13 protein-coding genes are annotated in these 15,684 nt (G+C 72.4%); 5 read left to right on the top strand and 8 right to left on the bottom strand.

Translation table 11 applies throughout. The features are described from left to right. Positions 1-11: 11 nt before the first annotated feature. Complete coding sequence (locus tag IPH07_01710; GenBank protein ID MBK6916092.1) at positions 12-1,265, bottom strand: hypothetical protein; 1,254 nt, start codon at positions 1,263-1,265, stop codon at positions 12-14. 68 nt (positions 1,266-1,333) lie between these two features. Then, positions 1,334-2,200, bottom strand: a complete 867-nt coding sequence (locus tag IPH07_01705; protein ID MBK6916091.1) for an RNA polymerase factor sigma-32 — start codon at positions 2,198-2,200, stop codon at positions 1,334-1,336. A 349-nt stretch (positions 2,201-2,549) separates the two neighbouring features. Between IPH07_01705 and IPH07_01700 the strand changes: the two genes are divergently transcribed. The 4 genes from IPH07_01700 to IPH07_01685 all read left to right on the top strand — a co-directional run bounded on the left by IPH07_01700 (position 2,550) and on the right by IPH07_01685 (position 6,578). Further along, positions 2,550-3,596: a zinc-binding dehydrogenase gene (locus tag IPH07_01700; GenBank protein ID MBK6916090.1), complete on the top strand. Its 1,047-nt coding sequence runs from the start codon at positions 2,550-2,552 to the stop codon at positions 3,594-3,596. Next, on the top strand, positions 3,593-5,104 hold the full coding sequence (locus IPH07_01695; protein MBK6916089.1) for a hypothetical protein: 1,512 nt from the start codon (positions 3,593-3,595) through the stop codon (positions 5,102-5,104). The genes IPH07_01700 and IPH07_01695 overlap by 4 nt, the downstream gene beginning before the upstream one ends. A 103-nt stretch (positions 5,105-5,207) precedes the next feature. After that, positions 5,208-5,711 (top strand): DUF2505 family protein, encoded by a 504-nt coding sequence (locus IPH07_01690; GenBank protein MBK6916088.1) that lies wholly within the window; start codon positions 5,208-5,210, stop codon positions 5,709-5,711. Between the two features lie 102 nt (positions 5,712-5,813). Then, positions 5,814-6,578: a hypothetical protein gene (locus IPH07_01685; protein ID MBK6916087.1), complete on the top strand. Its 765-nt coding sequence runs from the start codon at positions 5,814-5,816 to the stop codon at positions 6,576-6,578. A gap of 27 nt (positions 6,579-6,605) precedes the next feature. On the opposite strand, the gene IPH07_01680 is transcribed toward IPH07_01685, so the two are convergent. The 6 genes from IPH07_01680 to IPH07_01655 form a co-directional block, all read right to left on the bottom strand. Then, positions 6,606-7,745, bottom strand: coding sequence for a DUF418 domain-containing transporter (locus IPH07_01680; protein ID MBK6916086.1), 1,140 nt, complete (start codon positions 7,743-7,745; stop codon positions 6,606-6,608). Beyond that, entirely contained in the window at positions 7,742-9,115 is a 1,374-nt protein-coding gene (locus IPH07_01675) for an OmpA family protein (GenBank protein MBK6916085.1), read from the bottom strand. The genes IPH07_01680 and IPH07_01675 overlap by 4 nt, the downstream gene beginning before the upstream one ends. Before the next feature lie 121 nt (positions 9,116-9,236). Next, the gene (locus IPH07_01670; GenBank protein MBK6916084.1) at positions 9,237-10,595 is read right to left on the bottom strand and encodes a hypothetical protein; all 1,359 of its coding nucleotides are present in this window, start codon (positions 10,593-10,595) and stop codon (positions 9,237-9,239) included. Next, positions 10,592-10,957 carry an NADPH-dependent 7-cyano-7-deazaguanine reductase QueF gene (gene queF, locus IPH07_01665; protein ID MBK6916083.1) on the bottom strand — a complete coding sequence of 122 codons (366 nt, stop codon included), beginning with the start codon at positions 10,955-10,957 and terminating at the stop codon, positions 10,592-10,594. Before queF ends, IPH07_01670 begins: the two co-directional genes overlap by 4 nt. A 100-nt stretch (positions 10,958-11,057) precedes the next feature. Next, positions 11,058-12,011, bottom strand: coding sequence for a hypothetical protein (locus tag IPH07_01660; GenBank protein ID MBK6916082.1), 954 nt, complete (start codon positions 12,009-12,011; stop codon positions 11,058-11,060). Between the two features lie 108 nt (positions 12,012-12,119). Then, entirely contained in the window at positions 12,120-12,677 is a 558-nt protein-coding gene (locus tag IPH07_01655; protein MBK6916081.1) for a sigma-70 family RNA polymerase sigma factor, read from the bottom strand. Positions 12,678-12,818: 141 nt separating this feature from the next. Between IPH07_01655 and IPH07_01650 the strand changes: the two genes are divergently transcribed. After that, complete coding sequence (locus IPH07_01650; protein ID MBK6916080.1) at positions 12,819-15,674, top strand: protein kinase; 2,856 nt, start codon at positions 12,819-12,821, stop codon at positions 15,672-15,674. Positions 15,675-15,684: the final 10 nt, after the last annotated feature.

The following is a 15,684-nucleotide window of genomic DNA, read 5'->3' as shown; positions in this document are numbered from 1 at the left end:
GGCGCGTGCGATCACGGCATCGAGAGATACTCGGCCACGCCATCGAAGCGCGCTGCGATCGCGTCGAACGCCGCGGTCGCATCGCGGCACTGCAGCGTCTCCTCGAAGGCCGCCGTCGTGGCGTAGTCGATGATCGCCCACGCGTCGGCGTCGGCGATGAGATCGGGCGAGCACTGGAACAGCAGCCCGGCGAACTGGGCCCCGCACACGCCGGCCGCAGTCGCGACCTCGAGCAGGTCGTCGCCCGCCGCATTCGCCAGCGAGCAGATCTCGGAGAAGCCGAGGTGTCCGCCCTCGGCGATGCCGACCAGGCGCTTGGGCGACGGCGACGTCCCGTAGCCATCCTGCTGTGCACCGTAGTCGACCACGGAGTCCGCGGTGCCACCCATCACGAGTGTCGAGCGCAGCGTCGCGCCGGCTTGGGTGCCACCCGCCGCCAGCGGCACCAACACCGCCGCCCGGTCCCCCCACGACGCGATCGCGGCTCCGCCGGCGCTGTGACCGGCCATGCCCACGCGCGTGCCATCCTGCCGATCGCCCAGGAACGCGAGCGCGTCGCCGCGCCCCTGCACGGCCGCCAACACGCGCTCGAGATCGCCGTCGAGGTCCTGCGCGACGTTGCCCGCACCACAGGCACTACCGAGCAGATCGCCGAGCTTCAGGCCCGGGTGATCGGCAGCCACGACCACGAAGCCGCGGCTGGCCCAGTGCACCATCTGCGGCAGCGACTGCGTGCGGAAGCTGGCGGTGCCGTGCACGAAGACGATCACGGGGTATGGGCCGTACTCGAGGTCCGGCGCGAGCTCGCGGTAGCACTCGCACGGCTGCCACGGGTTGTCGGCGTCGCTGATCTTGCCTTGCTCGCTGGCGGGGAGCTGCTCGCGGATGTCGTAGATCGCCTTGGTCGCGCCGCGCTCGCTGCCAGGCTGCGCCGGGTACCACACCTCGACGGTGAGACCGTCGAGGTCGATCGTGCGGGCGCCGACCGGCCACGGGCCCAGCGTGCCGGGATCCTCGGGCAGCGCGCGCAGCTGCTGATCGGCGCACGCGCCGGGCTCTCCGGTGGTGCCGCCGCCGGAGCCACTGCTGTCGGCGGTGGTGCTCGCGACGTCGGTGGTGCCGCCGCTGCTGCCGACGGGCGTGGTGCTGCCGTCCTCGTCGCTGGCGCCGGTGGACGACGACGTGGGCTCGGCCGTCGCGTGGCCACACGCGAGCAGCGACGCCAACGAAGAAACCAGGCTCGGCTTGCGGATCATCCGGATCATGGTCGCGGCTCCGACCGGGAGCATCGCACGACCACCGCGCGATGGCTCGGCCGTCGCCGCGGCGTCGATCAGGCGGCCTCGGCCATGGTGCCCTCGGGCGCGAGGTCGGCCAGGCTGCGGCGCAGCTTGGTCTTCACGCGCTGCTCGAGCTGGCGCACGCGCTCGCGGGAGAGCCCGAGCTGCTTGCCGATCTCCGACAGCGTCTGACGCTCGCCGCCGATGAGGCGGTGGTGCACGATGATCTGCTCGCGGGCGTCGAGCCGGGTGAGCGCATCCTCGACGCGCTCCTGCACGAGCGCATGGACCTCGTCGGAGAGCAGCGCGTTCTCCTGGTCGGTCTCGCCGTCGGCGAGCGTGTCCATGATGGTCGAGGTGCCGTCGCGGAAGGCCTTCGCATCGAGCGAGAGGTCGCGACCGTCGATGCGCTGCTCCATCGAGCGGATGCGCTCCTCGCTGGTCTGGAAGGTCTCCGCGAGCTTCGCCGTGAGGTGCTCGCCGGTGCCCAACCGCGCCGCGAGCTTGGCCTTCTCGCGGTGGAGGCGGAAGAACAGCTTGCTCTGCATCGGGCCGGTGCCCACACCCACCAAGCTCCAGTGCTTGAGGATGTACGACAGCACGTGGGCGCGGACCCAGTACGAAGCGTAGGTCATGAACCGCAGGCCGCGCTCGGGCTCGAAGCGGCGCACCGCCTGCAACAGCCCGAGGTTGCCCTCGGCGACGAGTTCGTTGATGCGAAAGCCGTAGCCGCGGTAGCCCTGCGCGATCTTGACGACGTAGCGCAGGTTGCAGCACACGAGCAGGTCGCCAGCGGCCTTGTCACCCGCGAGGAACGACCGCGAGAGCGTGAGCTCACGGTCGCGATCCAACACCGGGTAACGCTCGATGGCGGTGAGGTAGCGGGAGAGGCCTTGATCGGTGGCGAGCGCGTCGAACATCTGGGTATCTCCATCGTCGGCGGACAAACGACCTGAACTCGGTCGTATGCGCCCCTCGCGGTCCCGGTTCGGGACAGCGCCTTCGCGGACACCGGGCCGGCGGCCCAGCAGTGTCGATCCGCGAGATCGATGGGAACCCTGCAACGAACACCGGCGATGGACGTCGGCGGACCAGTCGTGCGAACCCCCCGGCGCGCACGTCTCGTCTCCACCCTTATGCGGGGGTCCGGCGCGCGCGGCAAGGCCGATGTCGAGGTCGCTGCAATTTCGGTGGTACCGTCGCACACACCGGTCGCGGCCGCGTCGCCGGTGCGATGATCGAAGGATCGTCCGAGCGCGGGATCAAGCCATGCGTGCCATCACGTTCGAACGTCACGGTGACCCCTCGGTGCTGAACGTCGCGACCTTGCCAGAGCCGCAGGCGGGGCCCGGCGAGGTCGTGATCGAGGTCGCGGCCTGTGCCCTCAACCGCCTCGACCTGTGGGTCCGCGCGGGTCTGCCCGGCGTCCGGATTGCCCTGCCCCACGTGCTCGGCAGCGACATCGCCGGCCGCGTCGTCGCGTGCGGCGAAGGGGTGGACACCGCGTGGCGCGACCAGGCGGTGGTGGTCAACCCCGGCCTCAGCTGTGGTCACTGCGAGTCGTGCCTGTCGGGCTGGGACAACCTGTGTCGGCACTATCACATCCTCGGGGAGACCGCGCCGGGCGGCTACTGCGAGCGCATCGCGGTGCCGGTCGCGAACCTGCTGCGCAAGCCCGACGGGCTCGACATGGCCGCCGCCGCCGCGGTGCCGCTGACGTTCCTGACCGCGTGGCAGATGCTGGTGGTGCGCGCCGCGGTGCGCCCCGGCGACGTCGTGCTCGTGCACGCGGCCGGCAGCGGCGTGGGCGTGGCCGCGGTGCAGATCGCCAAGCTGCACGGCGCGAGCGTGATCGCCCTGGCCAGCAGCGAGGCCAAGTGTGCGCGCGCGCTCGAGCTCGGCGCCGACGCGAGCGTGTGCACCAGCGATCCGCAGTGGCCACAGGCGGTGCGGGCCCACCCCGGCGTCGGCAAGCGCGGCGTCGACATCGTCGTCGAGCACACCGGCAAGGACACCTGGCCGCACAGCCTCGCGCTCGCGCGCAAGGGCGGCGTCGTGGTCACCTGCGGCGCGTCGTCGGGCTACGACGCCAGCACCGACCTGCGGCAGGTGTTCTTCCGCCAGCTGCAGATCCTCGGCAGCACCATGGGCAGCAAGGCGCTGCTGCATCGGATCCTGCCGTTGGTGGAATCGGGCGCGCTGCGACCCGTGGTCGATCGCGTGTTCCCGCTCGCGCAGGCCGAGCTCGCCCATCGCCACCTCGACACGCGCACGCAGTTCGGCAAGGTCGTGCTGCAGGTGGGATCGGACGCTTGAGTCGCACACCCGCCCCGCTGCCCGAGGCCGGCATCGCGGTGCCGGTGGCCCTGCTGGCGCTGCTGCTGGCCGCGATGGTGAGCCTGCCCTGCGAGGACTTCGCCCTCGACGACGCTTGGATCCACCTCGACTACGCCAAGAGCCTCGAGCTCGGCGAGGGTTGGAGCTACAACCCCGGCGATCACGAGGCCGGCTGCTCGAGCCCGCTGTGGGTGCTGCTGCTGTGGGCGTGGCCGACCGCCGGCGCGACCGTGCCGCGGGTGTTCACGCTCGCGATGCTGCTGCATGCGCTCACGGCCTGGTGCGCCGCCGGTCTGACCATCGCGATCGCTCAGCGGCGCGCGAGCGAGCCCGCCCCGCTGCCGCTGCGATCGATCGCGTGGCTGACCGGCGCGCTCGTGGCCAGCGCACCGCTGTCACTGCACGGCGTCGCGAGCGGGATGGAGGTCTCGCTGGCGTCGGCGCTGGCGCTGGCGCTGACGTGGGCGATCGTCGACGGCCGGGCGCGCGCCGCCGCGGTACTCGGCGCACTGGCGGTGTGGGCCCGCCCCGAGCTCGCTGCGCTGCCGTTCGTCGCGTTCGCGGTCGCGTGGCCGCTGCGGGCCCGGCTGCCGCCGTCGCTGCGACGGGCAATCCTCGCGGCCGCGCTCGGTGCGACGATCGCCGCCGCGGCGTGGAGCGCATGGCTGCTGGCGACCGTGGGCGCCCCGCTGCCCAACGCGTTCTACGTGAAGGGTCGCGGCGGTGGAGCGTCGGGCCTGGCCTACCTCGCCGAGCAGGTGCTGCCGTGGCAGCCGTGGTTGGTGGGCCTGGGCGGGGTCGTGCTCGCCGCGGCAGCGCTGCGCCACGAGTGGCGGGCAGGCGCGGCCATGCTGGCGTGGCTGGGCGGCACCACCTTTGCGATGGTGCTGCTGGTCGCCGGCACGCGTCCATTGCACGCCGGCGTGCAGTTCTTCGAGGCCCGCTACTTCGTACCGTTGCTGACGCCGGCGGCGATCGTGGTCGCCTTCGGCCTCGCCGCGCTGCCGCGGCGCTTGGCCGCGTTGGCGGTGGCGCCCGTCGCGGTCATGGTCGGCCTGCAGGCGCGGGACACCGTCGCGCGGGCCCGCGCCGCCAGCGAGGACACCCACGTACTGCACACCCAGCCCGCGCGCTGGGTCGCCGCCGAGCTGCCGCGGGATGCCGTGGTCGCGACTGAGGGCGCAGGCGCCTTGCGCTGGGGCACGGCGCGGACGATGACGATCGTCGACCTCGTGGGTCTGAACGATCATGTCGCGGCCCATCGCCACTTCGATCGCGCCGCGAAGATCTGCCGCTGGGTCGCGCGCGCGCCGACCCACGCGGTGGTTCCCGCGCACTGGCTGCCGGTGCTCGCCGAGGTGTTCCCGCTGCAGCCGCTGGCCAGCTTCGACGACGCCGCGTACACGCAGGTCGAGCCGGTCGGGCCCATGCGCGTGGTCGTCGTCGCGCTCGGGCCCGCCCGCCGCGCCTGCGACGACGGCGACTGAAGCCGGCCCCGCGAGCGGGCGCGCCGGTGACCCCGCGGCCCCGGGATCACCGGCGGCCCACGCGGGGACGGCGGTGATAGGCTCCCGCGCGCACGAGGCCCCCTTGATCGAGTTCACGCTCATCCACGACTTCGACCTCACGCCCGCGCGCTTCTGGCAGCTGTTCTTCGATCCCGGCTTCACCCGCGAGATGCTGCTCGACGGGCTCGGCTTCGGGGTCTGCGACATCGACCCGGTGATCGAGGCCGGCGGCAAGCGCTCGCGGATCATGCGGGTCCAACCCAAGCTGGACCTGCCGGCGGCGGTCGCCAAGCTGCTGGGCCCCAAGCTGGGCTACACCGAGCACGGCCGCCAGGACGTCGCCACCGGCGAGTGGTCCTACGAGATTTCGATGTCGGTGCTGACCGAACGCATCCGCATCGGCGGCCGCATGACCGTGGAGGCGCTCGGCGCCGAGCGCTGCCGCCGGACTTCGCATCTGTGGAACGAGGTCCGCATCCTCGGCGTCGGGGGCCTGGTCGAGAAGGCCGCCGAGCGGAACATGCGGGATGGCTGGGAGAAGGCCGCGACGTGGATGCGGGGCTGGATCCGCCAGCACCCCGGCTGAGCGCGGAGCCGGGGCCGGGCCGCGGTCACCCGGCGAATCTTTCGCAGTGGACGGCTGCGAACGAGCTTGCACACTGGGGCCGGCGATCCCATGGTTGCAAAGATGCCTGCGCTGGACGAAGCCACCACCACCCGGCTCTCGCGCGGCCCGTGGTCGCTCGTGCGACAGACCATGGGCGACCGTCGCGCCTTCCGCCAGAAGCTGCGCGCATTGTCGAGCGCCCTGCACGGCTACGGCGACAACGATCGGGTCGAAGGCCGGCTGCGTCGGCTGCAGCAGCTCGGCCACATCGACATCATCCCCACGAGGATCCAGCGCATGGTCGGGGCCCTCGACATGCTGCGCTTCTTCATCGTGCCCTGCGCGGCCGACTACTACCGCAGCAAGGGGCTCGACTTCCGCTTCCACACGCTGCTGCGATTCCTCGACGATCCCGCCTCGCTGATCGATCCCACCGGCTTCAACAGCACCCGCGACGCCATCATCGGTCACGTGATGCAGGTGGTGCACGCCAACCCGCAATACGACTTCCAGCTGCTCGAGTCCTTCAACGACGGGCTCGACGAGATGGAGCAGCAGGTGCTCGATCTGCTGGCCCGTCGTCACCCGCGGACCGCGTCGATCCTCGCGATCGTGGAGGACCCGGCGTACCACGAGCGCCTGCTCGAGCACATCCGTGCATTCCGGCAAGACCCGACGGTGGCGCCGCTGCTGCGTGAGAACGTCGCGAGCAACCCCCACTTCGCGGCGATCGAGCGCACCTTCGGCACCGTGCCGGGCGCGATGCGCTACTTCGCGAAGATGCCGCGCACGCCGCTGGCCGCCGCACGGCACCTGCTGACGGTGCACGAGTTCCCGGGCGCCTGACGCCACAGCACCGCGTGGTGGCGATCCTCAACGGGCGGTCGTCGCGGTCGCAGCGTCGGGCCTGCGATCGGCCAGCCGACGCAGCCACCACTCGGCGCCGTAGCGGAAGTCGACCCGAGCCCACGCGCGTGCGACCCACAGGCACAGCAGCGTGAAGCCGACCACGAAGGCCAGCGTCGGCGCCGGCGCCAGCGCGCTCCACAGGCCGAGCGGCCGGCTGAGCTCGCGGAACAGCGGCGCGTGCACGATGAAGACCGTCAGTGACATGCGGCCCATCGCGACCAACGGGTGATCGGCGCGCAGCGGTCGACGCCGATCGCGACGCACGACCGCCGCGATGATCCACAGCGTCGGCGCCAGCAGGCCCATCACGATGACGACCGGCGCCGGGAACCAGCCCACCTTGAAGCGGTAGCCGTACCACAGCACGCTGCCCTCGGCCGCCGCGGTCAGGCGCAGCGCGAGGTGACCGAGCACGGTCGCCGCCGCGAGCACGAGCCCGACGCGCACCAGCGCTGCCAGGCGATCCTGCAGGATCATGCGGCCGGCCCAGTAGCCCAGCAGGTAGGTCGAGAGCCACGGCAGCAGCGAGTACTGGCTGCCCGCGAGCCACAGCCGCAGCACGCCGCCCGGCAGGCTGGTGTCGCGCATCTCGGGGTTGCTCAACTCGCCCGGCAGCGCGAGCGCGGCCTGCACCCACGGCGTGATCGCGAGCACCGCGAACGCGAGCCCGAGCAGCGCGCGATCGGACAGTCGTCGCCACAGCGGCGCGCACGCGATCGACACGCCCATCAGGTGCAGCGCGAAGAACGAGCCCCACGAGAACCAGCTCGGGGTCAGCAAGTTCACCAGCAGGCCGTAGCCCACCAGCATCGCGCCGCGGCGCAGCAGCGTGGCGTCGAGTCCGGGCCGGTCGGCGCGGCGAGCCAGCATCGCGGTGCCAAGCCCGGACAGCACGAAGAACATCGGCGCACCGATCACCACCATGGTGTTGAGCAGCACGAGGCCGGGGTAGTCGAAGTTGGTGCGGCCGGGGTCGGGGCCCCGCCACAACCAGATGCTGACGTGCTGGTGGATCATCGCGAACACCGCGAGGCCACGCAGCGCATCGAGGGCCGCCAGCCGCGGGCCGCCGCGATCGTGCGATGGATGCTCGGGCGTGCTCACGCGCGACGGCGGCGACGCCAGGCCGCGAGCGCGAGCAGCAACAGCAACGCCGGCGCGTCGCCGTCGCTGCGCGAGACGGCACAACCCTTCTTGGTCGCGCCCGGCTCGCCCTCGACCGGCGGCGGACCCGAGACGTCGGTCGGCAGCTGCGCCTCGGGCTGCGGTTGCGCGGTACCGCCGTCGCCGGAGCCGGTCGCACCGCCGTCGCCTTCGGTGTCGGTGCCCGGCGGCGTCGACTCGCCGGCGCTCGCCTCACCGCCGCCGCCGCTGCGACGCTCCTCGCGGTACTTGGCCCACTGCGGCGGCAGGGCCGGCAACGTGAAGCCGACTGGCTTGGGCCGCGCGCCCGAGAGCTTGGCCCAACGCGACGGCACCTGGCCGCCACCCGGCGGGGTCTCGACGCCGATGAGGTAGAGCGCGCGACGGTTGCGGACCTCGTCGACGTTGTCGGCGGTCTCGACCCGCAGCGCGCGCTCGCCCATGCCCTCGTAGTAGATCTCGGCCCAGAAGCCCTTGTCGAAGAAGTACTTGGCGATGGCCTTGGCGCGGTTGCGCGACAGCTCGTCGTTCTTGGGGCCGGGCCCGACGGTGTCGGTGTAGCCGACGATGTAGAGCCGCGGCGTGATGTTGGCCTGCACGGCCTCGTTGACCTTCTCCAGCGCGTCGAGCTCGTGGAAGGCCACCGCGACCGCTTCGTCGAGCTTGGCGGACTCGTCGCTCTTCACGTCGAACTTGCCGGAGTCGAAGTTGATCTCGGTGTGCGGGATCTCGACCGACCACGGCACCAGCTTGAACTCCGTGAAGCGGCCGTGCTCGTCCTCGCCGCGCACGTAGATCATGAAGACCTCGGCGTTGCTGCTCCACTTCACGGTGAACGTGCCGCCGGCGGGCACGGGATTGTCGGCCACCACGGCCTGCGCGATGATGTCGCCGTCGCTGTCGTAGACCTTGTACTCGTAGTTGGTCAGCGCGAACGAGGTCTCGTAGGTGGCGTTGTGCCGCTTGACGACGTCCTCGCGGCTGCTCTTGACCTTGAGCTTGCCGACCTTGCCGGCCGCGACCGGCTTGACCATCTCGAACGCGAAGTCGGCACTCACCTCGCCGCCGTCGATCACCAGCTGGTACTTCGCGGTGCCCGACTTCTGCTTCCACGTCAGCTTGTGCTTGGCGCCGGCCTTGAGCGCCGGCACGCTCTTCTTGATGGTCTGGCCGTCGCCCGAGATGCTGACCTGGAAGGCCGGCAGGTCGTCGTTGGCGACGATGACCAGGTAGGTCGCGCCGGAGGCGTCGGTCTGCCCCGGATACTCGAACGAGAACGGGTCGGCCGCGTGGGCGTACGAGGCGATGGCTGCGACGACGACGGGGATCATGGCGCGGGGGGCTCCTTCGGTCGGCGGGGGCCGATGGGCGCTAGGGCACCCACGTGGCCTGTAGGTTCCGCCGCGCCGGTTTTAGCATCATCGATGGCGGCCCGGCGCCCGTTCGGCGCGGCTATGGTCCTCGATCGGGCGCCCGCGCCGGGGCCACCTGCGCCGACCACGCCCCGGCCGCAAAGGCGGCCTCGGCCCCCGGCCGCAGCCACGGCGCCAGCTCGGCGAGCCCGAGCATGTCGACCAGCTCCGTCGGCTGTCGCATCGTGACGGCGACCGCGGCGACCGGGCGGCTCGCGACCGCGAACACGGCCGCGCGCGACAGCGGCAGCGCGGCGGCGGCCTCGGGCAACGCATCGCGCAGCGCCGCGTGCACGCGGCCGTGCACGTCGTCGCGGCGCAGCGCGGCCTCGATCGCCGTGAACGCGTCGTGCAGCGCGGTGCCGTAGCGCTGCCACCAGTGCGCGAACTCTGCCCGCGCGTCGCCCTCGAGTGCGGACAGCAGCGCCGCGGCGGCGCGACCGACCTGCGGCGCGATCACATCGCGACGCAGCGACTCCCACTGCGCCCACGGCAGCGCGGCGTCGGGCCCGGCCCAGGTGCGCGCGAGCTGCTGCCCCCAGCGGAACAGATCGCGCGCATCGTCGCTGCCGTCGCCGGTCTTGATCGCGCGCCCGAGGCCCGCGACCCACTCGGCCTCGAGCTTGCGCACCGCCGCCAGCGCGTGCAGGACCGCGGGATCGGGAGCGCCCGACACCAGCTTCGTGAGCGCGGCGCCGCGCGGAGCGAGCGGCCGCGTGGCAATCACGGCGACACCGGCCGCGGCCGCGGCCGCCAACGCGACGTCGTCGCGCAGGCTCGCGGTCTCGAAGAGGTTCATCGCCACGCGCACCACCGCGATCGCGTGTCCGGAGGCGGCGAGTTGCTGGGCGATCACGAGCGCACGCGCGAGCGGACTGGCATCGCCGATCACCAGGTCGTCGGCGTCGAGCGCGAGCCCGAGCGCGCCGAAGCGGCCTTGCGCCCGCGCCGACGCCAACGCCTCGGCCTCGCGTCGCAGCCCCGCCACATCGGCGCCATCCGTGACACGCAGCAGCACCACGTCGACGTGGGCGAGCCCGAGGCGCGCGAGCGCGTCGGGCAGCGCCGAGGCGCTCGCCACCGTCAACAGCACGATCACCGCCTCGCGCGTCACGCCGCCGTCGGCGATCGTCCGCGCGAGCACCCGACCCACCAGCCGCTGCGCCTGCGGCTGCATGTCGGCGTCGCCGCAGTCGACCAGGCCAAGCCCGCGAAGGAGCCCGCCCTGCAGCACGCGCGCGTGGGCGGGGTCGTCGTCACGCAGGCGTGCGGCCGCGATCGCGATCGGTGCGGTGCAGAGGCCACTGGCGCCCAGCGGACGCGTGCAATCACCGAAGCGGCGCGCGTGCTCGAGGGTCGCCGCCGCGCTCGCGCGGCCGGGCAGCGGCGCGCCGTTCATCGGCCAATGCCCGGCCCGTGCCGGCACTCGACCACGGTGCGGATGCCGCCGCGCACGAGGAAGTCACCCTCGACGACCATCCGCAACGGCTGCACCGCGGCCACGAGGTCGTCGAGGATGCCGTTGACCACCGCCTCGTGGAACGCCCCCTCGTTGCGGTAGGACCACAGATACAGCTTGAGGCTCTTGAGCTCGACGCAGGTGTCCGCCGGCGTGTAGCGGATGCGGATGGTCGCGAAGTCGGGCTGGCCGGTCTTCGGACACAGGCAGGTGAACTCGGGGCACTCGAAGCGGATCTCGTAGTCACGCCCCGGGCGAGGGTTGGCAAAGGTCTCGAGGGAGCGGGACGGCGCGGACGACATGGGCGGCGCTCGAACTTGTCACGCCCGCGTCGGCGCGACAAGACCCCGGTCGTCGCGAGGTCGACGGCGCCGATCGCCGTCGACCCCCGCGAGCGGCCGATCACTTCGGCACGGTGTAGTAGATGCTGTTGTAGGAGTCGAGCACGACGATGGTGTCGACCACGCCGTCACCGTTGGTGTCGATCGCGACCTCGTTCCAGCCGTGCGTCATCGAGCCGGTCGCGGTGTTGCCGTAGCCCATCTTCTTGAGCACCTTGTAGAGCGAGCCCATGTGATGGCGGCAGACCTTGTCGCCGCTCGCGTCGGCCGTGCCATCGACCGCCACGTCGACGGCCTTTGCCACGCACAAGAGCTTCTCGATCTCGGTCGGCTTGCCCTTGCAGTTGTCGATGATCTGATCGACCTGCGCGTCGGTGAGATCGTTGAACGTCAGCGGTGCATTGACCCACGGGTTGCTGCACGTCGCGGTGCGGAACTGCTCCATCCAGCGGATGCTGATGAGCTTGGTGCCATCGAGCGGATTGGCGCCCGCCGGCAGCGGCGGGTAGCAGTTGCCCTTCTTCTTGTCGGCGCTCGGGCGTAGCGGTGAGGTGAAGCCGAGTTCGTCGTCCTGCTCGAGGCCGACGCCACCGGTGCCCCACGGCCCCTCGGGCGTGTCGGGCTCGGGCAGCGGCAGGCCGCCGTCGCTGCCCGCACCAGGTTCGGGTTCGGGCTCGGGCTCGGGCGCCGGCGGCACCTCGCCGGTGTCGTCGTCGATCTCGTCGACGCCGCACTCGGGCACGTCGAAGGCCGGCTCGACGAAGCCGCAGCCGTCGCAGGTCTCGCCACCGCAGTCGATCGGGCACACGGCGTCGTCGACCGCCGGCTCGAGGCCGTCGGAGCCACCCTCGAGGCCACCCTCGGAGCCGCCGAGATCGGGAATCTGCTCGCGATCGACGGCCTGCGCTTCGACGTCACGCGGACCGAAGCTCGGATCGCACGCGGTCAGTCCGAGCAGCGCGCCGAGGCTGAGGGGGAACAGGAGAGTACGCAGTCGCTGGTGTGGTTGGGTCATGGACTCCTCGAAGGGCCCTACCCGCGCACGCCCGTGCGGTTGCATCGCGCCAGAAATTTTTTTTCGAGGTCGCCGCAACGCCCCAGCGCGGACGAGTACCTCGACACACTAGCCCGCAGGCGCGTCGTGCAGCAACGCGTGCAGCTGTGCCCGCGCCCGGAACAGTCGCGCCTTGATGGTGCCCTCGGGCACGCCCAGCGCGTCGCCGATCTCTCGCACGCTCAGGTGCTCCCAGTAGTGCAGCTCGAGCGCGATCTGGGCGTCGAGCGGCAGCGACTGCAGCGCGGCGTGGAGGCGTCGTCGATCCTCGCGCACCGCGAGCTGGCTGCTGGTCCCGCCGGTGAGCTGCGCCACGGTGGTGACCAATGGATCGAAGCGATCGGCGTGGCGCTGCTGGTCGCGATAGAAGTTGAACAGACGATTGCGGGCGGCCGCGAACAGATAGCTGGCGAAGCTGCGGCGTCCGCCGTCGTCGTCGATGCGATCGCGGGCCTCGATGCACGACGCCCAGGTCTGCTGGCAGAGGTCCTCGGCGCCGGCACCGACCTTGTTGGCGAAGAAGCGCAGCAATCGCGCGCTGTGGCGTCGCACCAGCTGCTCGCCGGCCCGCGCATCGCCGCCGCGCCAGCGCTCGAGCAACCACAGGTCGGACGGATGCTCGGCCATCGGCGGGGCGCCGATCCTACCAGGGTCGCGACGCGTAGCTGCCCTCGAGCCGGCGCGGTGGTTGCAGCATCCCGCGTCGATCGCCCACGGATCACGGGGAATCGAGCCATGGCCTTGCGCGAGTTGAGCACGACATCGCCCTTGTCGGGCACGGTTGGGATCTCGGCGCTCTTCGCCCGCTGTGGCGGCGACGATCCCAGCCCCTCCGACACCTGGATTCAGCAGGTGGCCGCCGCCGCCCGGGGCGAGCGCCGGCAGATCGGCCGCTACCTCGTGGGTGAGCGCCTGGGCGCGGGGGGCTTCGGGGTCGTGTACGCCGCCTTCGACCCGCTGCTGGATCGCGAGGTCGCGATCAAGCTGGTCCGACGCCGTCGCGCCGGCGACCACGCGGCGCTCGACCTGCGCAGCGAGGCGCAGGCGCTCGCGAGCGTGCAGCACCCCAACGTGGTGCCGGTGTTCGACGTGGGCTGCTGCGGCGAGCGTGCGTTCATCGTCATGCAACGCATGCACGGCGCGACGCTGGCGACGTGGCTCGCCGAGGGACGCGCGCGCGAGCGCGTGCTCGCCGTGATGATGGCGGCCGGCCGCGGGCTCGCGGCCGCCCACGCCGCGGGCCTCATCCACTGCGACTTCAAGCCCGGCAACGTCATCGTCGGCACCGACGATCAGCCGGCGATCCTCGACTTCGGACTCGCGCGCTGGGCCGCACAGGACGACACCGGCGACGATCTCGACACCGACGACGACGACCGCCGCGATGCCGACACCCCCGCGGGGATGGGCGGTACGCCGCAGTACATGGCCCCCGAGCAGCACCGCGGCGAGCCGGTCGACGCGCGCACCGACGTCTACGCCTACGCGCTCACGCTGCTGGAGGCGCTGCTCGGCACGCGCGCGCTGGCCGGCAGCTCGAGTGCCGCGCTCTACCGCGCCAAGATGGCGCAGTCGTGGATCGATCCCCACGCGGTGCCCGGGCTCGCGCCCGAGATCGCCGACGCGATCGTGCGGGGACTGTCGCCGCATCCCCGCGACCGCTTCCGCGATCTCGCTGCGATGCTGCGCGCGATGCAACGACCGCGGGGCCGCTGGCGCGGGCGATCGGCGGCGGTCGTGATGGGCCTGGGCGCGGTGCTCGTGCTGGGTGGCGGACCGCGGGCCGATGCCTCGAGCTGCGACGGCGTCGGCGCGGCCGCCGACGGTCATCACCGCGACTGGTCGCACCACCGCGACGCGCTCGCGGCCGAACTCGCCGCGGCCGAGGTCGTGGCACCGGTGCGGGCGACGCTGACCACGCTCGCCGATCGTCATGCGGAGGGCTGGCGGGCCGCGGCCGCGGGCGTGTGCGACGTCCCCACGCCGCGGCGCGCTGCGGTGGCGCGCTGCCTTGCGGCCGACTTCGCCGACTTCACCGCGGTGCTGCGGGCGTTGCCGCAGCAGGGCGGTGACGAAGCGCTCGCGGCGGTCTCGGATCTCGCCGATCCGGCCCACTGCGCCACCCAGGCCAGCCCGCGCGGCGCCACGCGCAGCGACGACGTGCTCGCGCACCTGCACGCGGCCACCGTGCACACGCTGACGCTCGAGTTCGACGCGCTCGAACACGACCTCGCGTGGCTCGATGAGAACGCCGACGGCGACGATCTCGAGCTGCAGGCCCGCGTGGCGCTGTGGCGACACGGCTCGGCGCGCCACCGCGGCGACTGGGCGTCGGGCCGGCGTGATCTCGAGGCTGCCTTCGCGCTGGCCCGTGGCGTGCGGGCGGATGCCTTGGCGCACCGCGTCGCGCTCGACCTCGCCGAGGAGACGGCGCTGCTCCACGGCGACCTCGACGGTGCGGCCGACTGGCTGCGCACCGCCGACGCCGTGCTCGGCGATCCCGTCGATCCGATGGCACGCGCGCGCCGTCGTGCCGCCGACGCGAGGATCGCCGTGCGGGCGTTCGACCCCGCCACCACCATCGCGCAGGCCCAGCTGGCGCTCGCCGAGCTCGAGCGTGCCGGCCTCGAGACCAGCGCGCTGTCCCTGCGCATGCAGGTGCTCGCGGCCGAGGCCCGCCTGGTCGCCGGCGAGCTCACCGGCTTCGAGGCGTGGGCCAAGGGGTTCATCGCGCTCGCCGGTACGGCCGCGGGACCCCGCAGTCGTGCGGTCGCCGATGGTCACCGGCTGCTCGGGCAGTACTACGTCAACCTCGATCGCGCCCGTGAGGCCACCGCCGAGCTGGTGGTGGCGCGCGAGCTGCTGGAGGTGCACGGGGAGCGCTTGTTGCTCGCGCAGGTGCACAACTCGCTGGCCCACGTCGCCGCGCTCGAGGGCGACATCGATCGCGCGGTGGCGAGCTACCGCGAGGCGATCGCGGCGACGCCGGCCGACGGCGAGGCCGACCGCGGCGCCACGCTGCTGAACCTCGCCAATGCCGAGCTCGCAGCCGGTCGCAGCGACGACGGCGAGCGCGACCTGCTGGCGGCCGAGGTGGTGTTCGCGCGGGTCTATGATCGCGACCATGCCAGCTGGGCCTACGTCGCCGATGCCCACGCCGAGCTCGCTGCCCTGCGCGGACGGTGGCACGACGCCGCCACGCACGCCCGCGAGGCCGCAGGGCGCTTCGAGACCGCGTTCGGCGACGGCAACTGGTTGGCGGCCGACTCGTGGCTCGCGGCCGCCGAAGCCGAACTCGCGCGCGGCCGATTCGCGGCGGCCGCGGATGCACTGCGCCACGCCGATGGCGTGCGCGATGCGGCGGCCACATTGTTGGTGCGCCGCGATCTGATCCGGGCCGACGTCGCGCTGGCGGGTGCTCGTGGCCAGCCCGCGCTTGCCCGCGCGTCGCTGTTGGCCGCGCAGATCCGACTCGCGGCGCTCCACGACGCGGAGCACGACGAGCTCAGCCGCCACTGCGCGACGAAACTCGCCGCGCTCGACGATCGATCACCACGTCGCCGCGTCGGCGTCCCCGCGCGCTCGGCCGATCCTCGGGCGCACAGCCAGGCCGCCGCCGGCTAGGCCGGACCGC

The sequence above is a fragment of the Deltaproteobacteria bacterium genome, from assembly GCA_016709225.1.
In the GTDB taxonomy this organism is placed as follows: Bacteria; Myxococcota_A; Polyangia; order Nannocystales; family Nannocystaceae; genus Xiheibacterium; species Xiheibacterium phototrophicum.
The sequence above is the reverse complement of the archived record's forward strand: the minus strand, read 5'-3'. Positions and strand labels throughout refer to the sequence as shown.